At 73.4% G+C, this 8,696-nt stretch carries 7 protein-coding genes; 1 reads left to right on the plus strand and 6 read right to left on the minus strand.

The features are described from left to right. The 4 genes from J0670_RS21700 to J0670_RS21715 all read right to left on the minus strand — a co-directional run. On the minus strand, positions 1-1,279 hold a 1,279-nt coding region (locus tag J0670_RS21700), incomplete at its 3' end, for an O-antigen ligase family protein (protein WP_307806632.1). A 6-nt stretch (positions 1,280-1,285) separates the two neighbouring features. Further along, positions 1,286-2,809, minus strand: coding sequence for a sugar transferase (locus J0670_RS21705; RefSeq protein ID WP_207813305.1), 1,524 nt, complete (start codon positions 2,807-2,809; stop codon positions 1,286-1,288). Positions 2,810-3,213: 404 nt separating this feature from the next. Then, positions 3,214-4,368: a glycosyltransferase gene (locus tag J0670_RS21710; RefSeq protein ID WP_207813306.1), complete on the minus strand. Its 1,155-nt coding sequence runs from the start codon at positions 4,366-4,368 to the stop codon at positions 3,214-3,216. Positions 4,369-4,574: 206 nt separating this feature from the next. Then, positions 4,575-5,015: an SRPBCC family protein gene (locus tag J0670_RS21715; protein ID WP_207813307.1), complete on the minus strand. Its 441-nt coding sequence runs from the start codon at positions 5,013-5,015 to the stop codon at positions 4,575-4,577. A gap of 91 nt (positions 5,016-5,106) precedes the next feature. Between J0670_RS21715 and J0670_RS21720 the strand changes: the two genes are divergently transcribed. Then, positions 5,107-6,000, plus strand: a complete 894-nt coding sequence (locus J0670_RS21720; protein WP_207813308.1) for a HipA family kinase — start codon at positions 5,107-5,109, stop codon at positions 5,998-6,000. Between the two features lie 144 nt (positions 6,001-6,144). Here J0670_RS21720 and J0670_RS21725 read toward each other — a convergent pair whose 3' ends face one another. Continuing rightward, positions 6,145-7,632: a S8 family serine peptidase gene (locus tag J0670_RS21725; protein ID WP_207813309.1), complete on the minus strand. Its 1,488-nt coding sequence runs from the start codon at positions 7,630-7,632 to the stop codon at positions 6,145-6,147. 218 nt (positions 7,633-7,850) lie between these two features. Beyond that, positions 7,851-8,696, minus strand: an 846-nt coding sequence (locus J0670_RS21730; protein ID WP_207813310.1) for an amidohydrolase family protein, incomplete at its 5' end; no start/stop codon positions are given.

Below are 8,696 nucleotides of genomic sequence, written 5' to 3' on the forward strand. Positions count from 1 at the left end.
CGCGGGCGGCGAGGCCGAGGATGACGGAGGTCAGCACGGTGGTGGCGCCGCCGATGTCGGCGTACAGGAAGTCGACCAGCACCCAGGTGAGCAGGGCGAGCGCGCCGAGGCCCCGGCGGTTGCGCAGGCAGCCGAGCAGCAGGCCGAGGAAGAGCACGGCGTAGGCGGTGATGCCGATCAGGCCCTGCTCGCTGAGCACCAGGAAGTACATGTTGTGCGGGGAGAGCAGCGGTTCGCGCTGGAAGCCGATGGTGGCGTCGGCGGCGTCGCTGCCGGAGGACAGCCGCAGCGGGGCGTGGCTGTCGCGCAGCTGCGGGAAGGCCTTCGGTCCGGCGCCGTGGACGGGGTGGTCCCGCCAGATCCGTCCGGCGGTGGCCCACAGGTCGTAGCGGTCGGAGACGGACTGGTCGGGGGCGGCGGAGACCGAACCGATCGAGCTGAGCCGCTCGGTGACCCCGGAGGCGCCGAGGCCGAGACCGCCGACCAGCACGACGGCGGCGGCCAGGCCCAGCACCGCGCCGCGCACCAGCAGCCGGGCGTCGGCGCGCAGCAGCAGCACGACGACGGCGGCGCCGGTGGCGATCCAGCTGCCGCGGCTGAAGGAGACGGCGAGCGGGAAGGTGAGGAAGGCGGCGGCGGCGAACATCGCGCGGCGCAGCCGGGCACTGCCGTCGGACCCGCGCTCGCCGAGGGCCAGGGCCAGGGCGGCGAGCAGTCCGTAGCTGACCACGCTGGACATCGCCATGATGTCCAGCGCGCCGAAGGTGCCGACGGCCCGGATCGGCTGGCCGGTGTAGGAGGCGCCGGTGCGGGTGAGGTACTGGTGCGCGCCGACCGCGCCCTGGATCAGCGCGGCGAGCACGAAGGAGCCGAGGACGAGGCGCTGGTCGGTGCGGTCGCGCAGCGCGCAGAGCACGGAGGCGGGCACCAGGACGAACACCTGGGTAAGCCGGACGAAGCCGGTGACGCTGGTGGCCGGGTCGATCGAGCCGACGGTGGCGACGGCGGCGGAGACCACGATCCCGCCGAACAGTGCGCAGGCGGTGCGGCTGAGCACGGGCAGCCGCCCGCGCAGCAGGTTCAGCGCGGTGAGGGCGACCAGGGCGAGCGAGGCCACGTCGGCGGCGGTGACGTGGACGGCGGCGGTGACGTCCTTCTCGCCGCTGGGCACGCAGACCAGCAGGACGGTGGCCGCGGCGAGCAGGCTGGGCCGGTCGGCGAGCGCCGGCAGGGCCCGCCGTAAGGCCGGCCGCCGGAGGGCGGGAAGGGACAGGGCCACGCGGGGTCAGCTCCCGTCCGGGTGGAGCATCAGCGCCGCGGTGCGGCAGAGGATCTTGACGTCCTGCCAGAGGCTCCAGCTCTCGATGTAGCGGTTGTCGAAGCGGGCGCGGTCCTCGATGGAGGTGTCCCCGCGCAGGCCGTTGACCTGGGCGAGGCCGGTGAGGCCGACCGGGACGCGGTGGCGGTCGGCGTACTCGGGGTAGGCCTGGCTGAACCGCATGACGAAGTACGGGCGTTCGGGGCGCGGGCCGACCAGGCTCATGTCGCCGCGCAGGACGTTCCACAGCTGCGGCAGCTCGTCCAGCGAGCTCTTGCGCAGCAGGCGGCCGACGGAGCCCATCCGGTGGTCCTGGGCGATGTTCCAGCGGGTGGCGGACTCGTGCTCGTTGCTCGGGCGCAGGGTGCGGAACTTCAGGACGGTGAAGACCTTGCCGTCGAGGCCGGTGCGCTGCTGGCGGAAGAGCACTCCGGGGCCGGTGTCGAAGCGGACGGCCAGGGCGCAGAGGGCGAGGACGGGGGCGAGCAGCAGCAGGCCGAACGCGGCGACGGTGACGTCCAGGGCGCGCTTGACGGCCCAGCCGGGGCGGCGCATCGCGGGGCGGTCGACCCGCAGGCAGGGGAAGCCCCACAGGTGGTCGCCGGCGGCGGTCGGGGCGGCGGGCAGCGAGCCGTACTCGCGCAGTTCGGGCACCAGCCAGACCTGGCAGCCGAGCCGGGCGGCGTCGCGCAGGGCGGCGGCGGTCTCGGCCTCGTCGGCGGCGCCGGCGGTGGCGATCACGTGGTGGACCCGGTGCCGGCGGACCTCGCGCTCCAGCACCTCGCGGCCGCCGAGGACGGGCAGGCCGGTGTCGCCGGCCAGCAGCGGCGGGTCGGCGTCCAGGAAGCCGACCGGGCGCATCCCGTACTCGCCGTGCTCGCCGAGGACGGTGGCGACCTTGCGGCCGAGCAGGCCGGCGCCGAGCACCAGGGCGGGGCTGGGGTGGCCGCGGCGGATCCGCCGGACCAGGTGGTAGAGGATGCCGCGGCCGAAGGAGGCGATCACCAGCTGGGCGCCGAGCAGGACGGTCAGCCGGGCCGGGGTGGCCGGGCCGCAGTCGGGCCAGCGGCCGTCCAGGCAGCCGGCCAGGGTGACGGCGAAGGCGGTGGCGACGACGGCGCGCACGGTCAGCGCGGGCAGTTCGTCCAGGACGGAGAGCGTGAGCCGGGCGCGGTAGAGGCCGCCGGCGAGGTTGAGCAGCAGGAGCAGGGGCAGGACGGCGGGGACTCCGAGCAGGGGGTCGAGCGGGGCGGCCGGGTCGATCACCCGGTTGGCGATTCCGGTGCTGGTGCACAGCGCGATCGCATCGACCTGGACCAGCGCGAGCGGCAGGGCGAGCCGGGAGCGGACCGCCCTGCGCTGCCGGCGGGGCGCCGACACCGTCCGGGTGTGCGCCGTCCCGGTCGGCCGGTCGAGCAGCCCGGTGCCGGGCCTGCGCGGGCCTGACAGAGGCCCGCCGGATCGCGGCACACTGTCGTGGTCAATGGTCATCAGCGCACGAACTCCCCTGCTGTGTGCCCGGGGTGACGGCGCCCCTGCGCCGATCGGCGTGGGGAGGCCGTCCCGGCCCGGTGGGCGCGGTCCTGACACCTGCTGCCGCTGGCGGCTTTCGCCCCTCCCGCCGGTGGTCCCGCGAACGGGCCGATCGCGAAGGGACCGGTCACGGAGGACTCGGTTGCGAAGGGCCCGGCCGCGAATGCCCGGAATGAAATCTGAACGAAGCAGGCAAAATCCGACAATACCGAACCGGGCGACCCCGACCGGAAGTTGACTTGCCGTTTCATTCCAGCCGCCCATTAATAGGTATTTCGGATTTGACGCCTCGCCCCATATCCGGCTGAGGGTGCGAATGCGACAGCACCGGAAACGGCGGGCATTCACGGCATGTGAAACGATCAGATCCGCTCCGGGATACGGGCCCGGCGCCGTCCGGCGGCCGGTCCGGCCCCCAGCAGGTGGCGGTAGAGGCGGTCCACCTGTTCGACCACGGTGCGCACGTCATGCCGCGCCACCACGTGGCCCCGGAGCCGGGCACCGCGCCGCTCACACTCGATCGGATCCGACAGCGCTTCCGCCATTCGCGCGGCGAGTACGGTCACGTCCTCGGGCGGTACGACCGACTGCGCCCACTCGGCCGGCGGAAGGCACTCCCGGGCACCCGGCACGTCGGTCAGCAGCACCGGACGGGCGGCCGCCATCGCCTCCAGCGGCGCCAGCGCCATGCCCTCCCAGCGCGAGGGCAGCACCACCAGATCGGCCGCCGCCAGCCACGGGCGGGGGTCCGGCGCGTCCCCCACCAGCCGGACCCGGCTCGGCCCGGCCGTCCCCCGGACCAGCTCCGCCACCCGCTGCTCCTCCGGGCCGCCGCCGACCAGCGCCAGCCGGGCCCGTGGCACCCGGCGCAGCACCTCCGGCCAGGCGGCCAGCAGCACGTCCTGGCCCTTCTGCCGGCACAACCGCCCGACGCAGACCGCGAGCGGGGCGTCCAGGTCCAGGCCCAGCGCGATCCGGGCGGCCCGGCGGTCGGCGGGCGTGTAGTGGCGCACGTCCACGCCGTTGGGCACCACCGCCCAGTCGGCGTGCACCCCGGCGGCCACGCCGTCGGCCCGCTCCTGGACGCTGACGCACAGCAGCCGGTGCGCCCAGCGGCTCGCGAAGCGCTCCCAGCGCAGGGTGGCGGCGGCCAGCGCGCCGTCCACGGCGGCGAAGGACCAGGCGTGCGGCTGGAAGACGGTCGGCACCGCGCCGCGCACGGCCAGCCGGCCGGCCAGTCCGGCCTTGGCGCTGTGCAGGTGGACGACGTCGGGCCCGGCGGCCCGGACGATCCGGCGCAGCCGCCAGGCCTCGGCGACGGTGGCCGGGCCGGGCGAGCGCGTGGCGGGCCAGTCCTGGACCAGCGCGCCCACCGCGGCGGCCTCCTCGGCCAGCCGGCCGCCGCTCGGGCAGGCGACCAGCACCCGGTGCCCGGCTTCGCGCTGCCCCCGGACCAGATCGGCGACGACGCGGGCCACCCCGCCGTCCACCGGTTGTGAAATGTGAAGGATCGTCATATGCACGGCGGCGAGCCTAGGATGGCTCCCCCGCGCCGGGCGGCCCCCGTCACCCGCAGGTGGCGGTCCGTCCACCCGTACGGCTTTCGAGTCGTACGGGTGGACGGACCACTCGATACTCCGGGCGATTCGCCCGGCTCACCGGAATCCCGTGGGAACCCGGGCCCCGGGACCCCGGTTCGGGGGATCCCGGTTCAGCGGACCGTTCAGCGGACCTCGGCGGCCAGGTTGGCCAGCACCTGGTCGTGGATCCGGTTCAGGCCCTTGGGAGCGAAGGTGCGCTCGAAGAAACCGCCGATGCCGGTCGCACCCTGCCAGGTCGCGGCGACGGTCACCTTGGAGCGGCCCTCGCCGACGGCCGAGACGGTCCAGGTGATCACCATGCTGGAGTTGGCGTCCTTCTCCACCAGCTGGTCGGGCTTGGGCGCCGAGACGGTGAACAGGCAGTCGCGCACCCGCTTCTCCGTCGCCTGGAGCTTCCAGTGCACCTGGGTGCCTGCGCCGGTGCCGCCGACCCGGACCTCGTACTCGCTGTACTGCGCGGGCAGCAGCTTCGGGCGGGTCACCTGGTAGTCGGCCAGCGCCTCGTACACCCGCTCGGGGGCGGCATCGTAGACCCGCTCGGTGGTGGCCTGCACCTGTCCCATGACCTTGCTCTCCTCGTGTGGTGGGTACCGCTCTGCCCGGCAAGCCAATCACAGCGGCACGCCCGCGACGCGGCGGGATAGGGTGGCCGGTGTGCTCGATCTGGTGACTGCGCTGCGCTATGTGGATCCGCTACGGGCCGGCGGCTCGGTGCCGGGTGTCGTGGAGACCGACGACCTGGGAACGTACGTGGTCAAGTTCACGGGCGCCGCCCAGGGCCGCAAGGCGCTGGTGGCCGAGGTGATCGTCGGCGAGCTGGCCCGGCGGCTGGGGCTGCGGGTGCCGGAGCTGCGGCTGGTGGACTTCGACCCGGCGGTGGCCGCGGACGAGCCCGACGCCGAGATCCAGGACATGCTCAAGGCCAGCGCCGGCCTCAACCTCGGGATGGACCTGCTGCCCGGCGCGCGGGACTTCCGGCCGGGGATGATCCCGGTGGACTCCGTCGAGGCCGGGCGGGTCGTCTGGCTGGACGCGCTCACCGGCAACGTCGACCGCACCGTCCACAACCCCAACCTGGTGGTCTGGCACGGTCGGCTCTGGCTGATCGACAACGGCGCCGCGCTGATCTTCCACCACCGTTGGGCCACCGCCGAGGCGGCGGTGGGCAAGCGCTACGACCTCAGCGCGCACGCGCTCGGCGGCTCGGCCCCCGACGTCCGGCTGGCCGACGACGACCTCGCGCCGCTGGTCACCGTCGAACTGCTGGAGGAGGTGCTGGCGTTGGTCCCGGACGAGTGGTTGGCCGACGAGCCCGGCTTCGACTCCGTGGACGCCGTCCGGCGCGCGTACGTCACCCACCTGGCGGCCCGGGTGGTGCTCTCCGGGGAGTGGCTGCCGGAGGGCTTCGCGACCCCGGAGCAGCTGCGCGAGGCCGAGCGGCGGCAGGCGGCCCGCAGCCGGGCCGGGCGGCCGGCCTGGTTGCAGGAGGTGCCGGACCTGCACGGCAAGCCGTCGGTGGAGACGGTCTGGGAGCACCACTTCGAGTGAACTCCGGCCCTGGGCGGCGTGGTTCGGGCTCCGGTCCTCGGCTCGCTCCCCAACCGGGAACGCGACCGGGAACGCGACCGGGGAGCGGCGCCCGATGGGCCCCGCTCCCCGGCTCAGTGCTCAGAGGTCACCGCGGTCGGCGCCTCAGCGCCACCACTGGACCGCCTTCTCGGCGTTGATGATGCCCGCGCCGTAGAAGCCGTTGTCGTCCGCGCCGCCCTCGCAGGTGGCGTTGTACTGGCCGGTGTTGCCCGGGTTGTAGACGCCGGTCGGGCAGGCGTGGGACTCGGCCTGGTTGGTCAGCAGCTCGGTGAGCTCGTCCGGGCTGGCCCACGGGTGGGTGCTGGCGAGCAGCGCGACCACACCGGTGACGTGCGGGGTGGCCATCGAGGTGCCCTGCTTGTAGCCGTACTTGTTGCCCGGGATGGTCGACAGGATGCGACCGTTCTTGTCCGGGGTGTTCGGGATCTGGTAGCGGGCGTCGCCACCCGGCGCGGCGACGGTCACGACGCCCTTGCCGTAGCTGGAGTAGTACGACTTGTCGCCGTTGACGCCCACCGCGGAGACGCCGACGACGCCGGGCAGTTCGGTCGGCAGCGACAGGCAGCTGTTGTCGATCGGGCGGGTGCCGGGGGTGGTGTCGTCCGGGCTGGCCACGTCGGTGGTCTTGTGCGCCAGGTCGATGTTCTCGTTGCCCGCGGCGGCGACGTTGAGGACGCCCTTGCGCTGCGAGAACGCGACGGCCTTGCGGACGGCGTCCGTCACCGCCGACTGGTCCTTGTCGTTCGGGCAGTTGAACATCCACGGGTCGACGAAGTAGCTGTTGTTCGTCACCTTGAAGTGGTGCTCACCGGCCCAGACGAAGCCGCAGATGGCGTACTCGGGGTAGATGAACCCGCCGTCGTCGACGACCTTGACGGCGGCCAGCTTGACGTTCGGGGCGACACCGACGATGCCCTTGCCGTTCTTCGCGGCGCCGATGGTGCCGGCCACGTGGGTGCCGTGGTCGCTGGTGGTGGGCTGCCAGGACTGCCAGTCGGTGTTCGGCTTGCCGCCGTCGATGCAGGAGACCGACTGCGAGGCGTCCACGTTGGGGGCGAGGTCCTCGTGGGTGGCGTCGATGCCGGAGTCCAGCACGCCGACGGTGACGTTGCGGCTGCCGAGCGAGATCTTGTGCGCCTTGTCGACACCGATCTGGCGCATGTCCCACTGGTTGGCCTCGTACGGCTCCTGGCCGTTCGCGGCGGTGCCGACCGGCTCGGCAGCGACCTCGGTCGTCTCCTGGTCGGCGGCGGTGATGCCCTTGGTGCGGCTGGCACCGACGGAGTCGACGCCCTTGGCCAGGCGCAGCTTCTCGGCGAACTTGGTGTCGTTCGAGCGGGCGATGACCACGCCGATCTGCTCGTACGAGTAGACGACCGTGCCACCGAGGCCGGTGACGGCCTTCTCGACCTTCTGCACCTGGCCGTGGTTGGCCTTGGTGTTGACGACGTAGCTGAGCAGCGGACCGGTCGTCGAGTCGCCGGTGGGCGCCGCGACGGCGGTGCCGGCCGGCAGCGCGAGGGCGCCGGCGGTGGCGAGCACGAGGCCCACTGCCGCGTACCGGGTCCGGCTGATCCGAGGAACTCTCATTGGGGTTGGCCCTCCCGAGTCGTCATGCGGCAGCTGCGGTGAGGCAGGTGCGCTGGGAATGACCGGGACGCTAATGAAGATTCGCTGATATGCGCAAGAGGTATTCATCCAATCGTCATATTTAGACCAAGGGCGGACAGGAAGGATCCGCAGGTCAACAGTCGCAACAGACAGTCAGAATGTTAAAAAGTGATGGTTCGCCAACGAGTCGACGGGCGCTAGATCGCGTACAGTCGGCGGGCGTTGTCGGCGGCGATGAGCCGGGCCAGGCGCTGCGCGTCGGCCGCCGAACAGGCGCCGTCGGCCCGCCAGTCGGCCAGCAGGGCACCCAGCCCGTGCCGGAACTGGGCGGCGCCCACCAGGAACAGCTCGGGCAGACCGTAGGCGTCGGTGGAGAACAGGACCTTGCCGAACGGCGCCAGTTCGAGCATCTCACCCAGGACGGCCGCCACCCGCGGCCCGGTGTAGGAGGCCGTCAGCCCGAGGTCGGTGTACACCGTCGGGAACGCCTGGGCCAGCCAGGCGGCCTGCCGGTGGTACGGGTAGCCGTGCAGCAGCACCAGCGGGACGCCGCTCGGCTCGGCGGAGCGCACGAAGTCCGTCAGCAGGGACGGGTCGGCGTGGTGCAGGGTGAGGTCTGGATCGCCGAAGCCGGTGTGGAGTTGGAGCGGCAGGCGCAGCTCGGCGCAGACGTCCACGGCCGTCCAGAGCAGGTGGTGCAGCAGCACCGGATCGGCCAGCCGGCCGCGGCCGCCGCGCAGCCGGGCGTCGGCGGCGGCCACCACGGCGGCGCGCGCGGGCCGTTCGGCCGGGGCGGCCAGGCCGTGCCGGTAGGCGAGCACCGACTTGACCGCGACCGCCCCCGTGGCGGCCGCGGCCAGCGCCTCGCCGACGGCCCGCGGCCAGTCCGCGGCCCCGGCCGACACCGCCTCGGCCACCGACTCCAGCCGGACCACCTCGCGCACCGACGCCCCGGCGGCCTCGGCGAGTTCACCGAGCGGCAACAGCTCGCGCCCGGCCGCGGTGGTCAGCCCGGTGTCCACCAGGCAGACGTCCAGCCCGGC

Source organism: Streptomyces sp. FH025 (genome assembly GCF_017427025.1).
Classification (GTDB): domain Bacteria; phylum Actinomycetota; class Actinomycetes; order Streptomycetales; family Streptomycetaceae; genus Kitasatospora.

Coding starts and splice junctions, on each gene's coding strand:
- J0670_RS21705 (WP_207813305.1), bottom strand. CDS start 2,809: ATGACCATTGACCACGACAGTGTGCCGCGATCCGGCGGGCCTCTGTCA.
- J0670_RS21710 (WP_207813306.1), bottom strand. CDS start 4,368: ATGACGATCCTTCACATTTCACAACCGGTGGACGGCGGGGTGGCCCGC.
- J0670_RS21715 (WP_207813307.1), bottom strand. CDS start 5,015: ATGGGACAGGTGCAGGCCACCACCGAGCGGGTCTACGATGCCGCCCCC.
- J0670_RS21725 (WP_207813309.1), bottom strand. CDS start 7,632: ATGAGAGTTCCTCGGATCAGCCGGACCCGGTACGCGGCAGTGGGCCTC.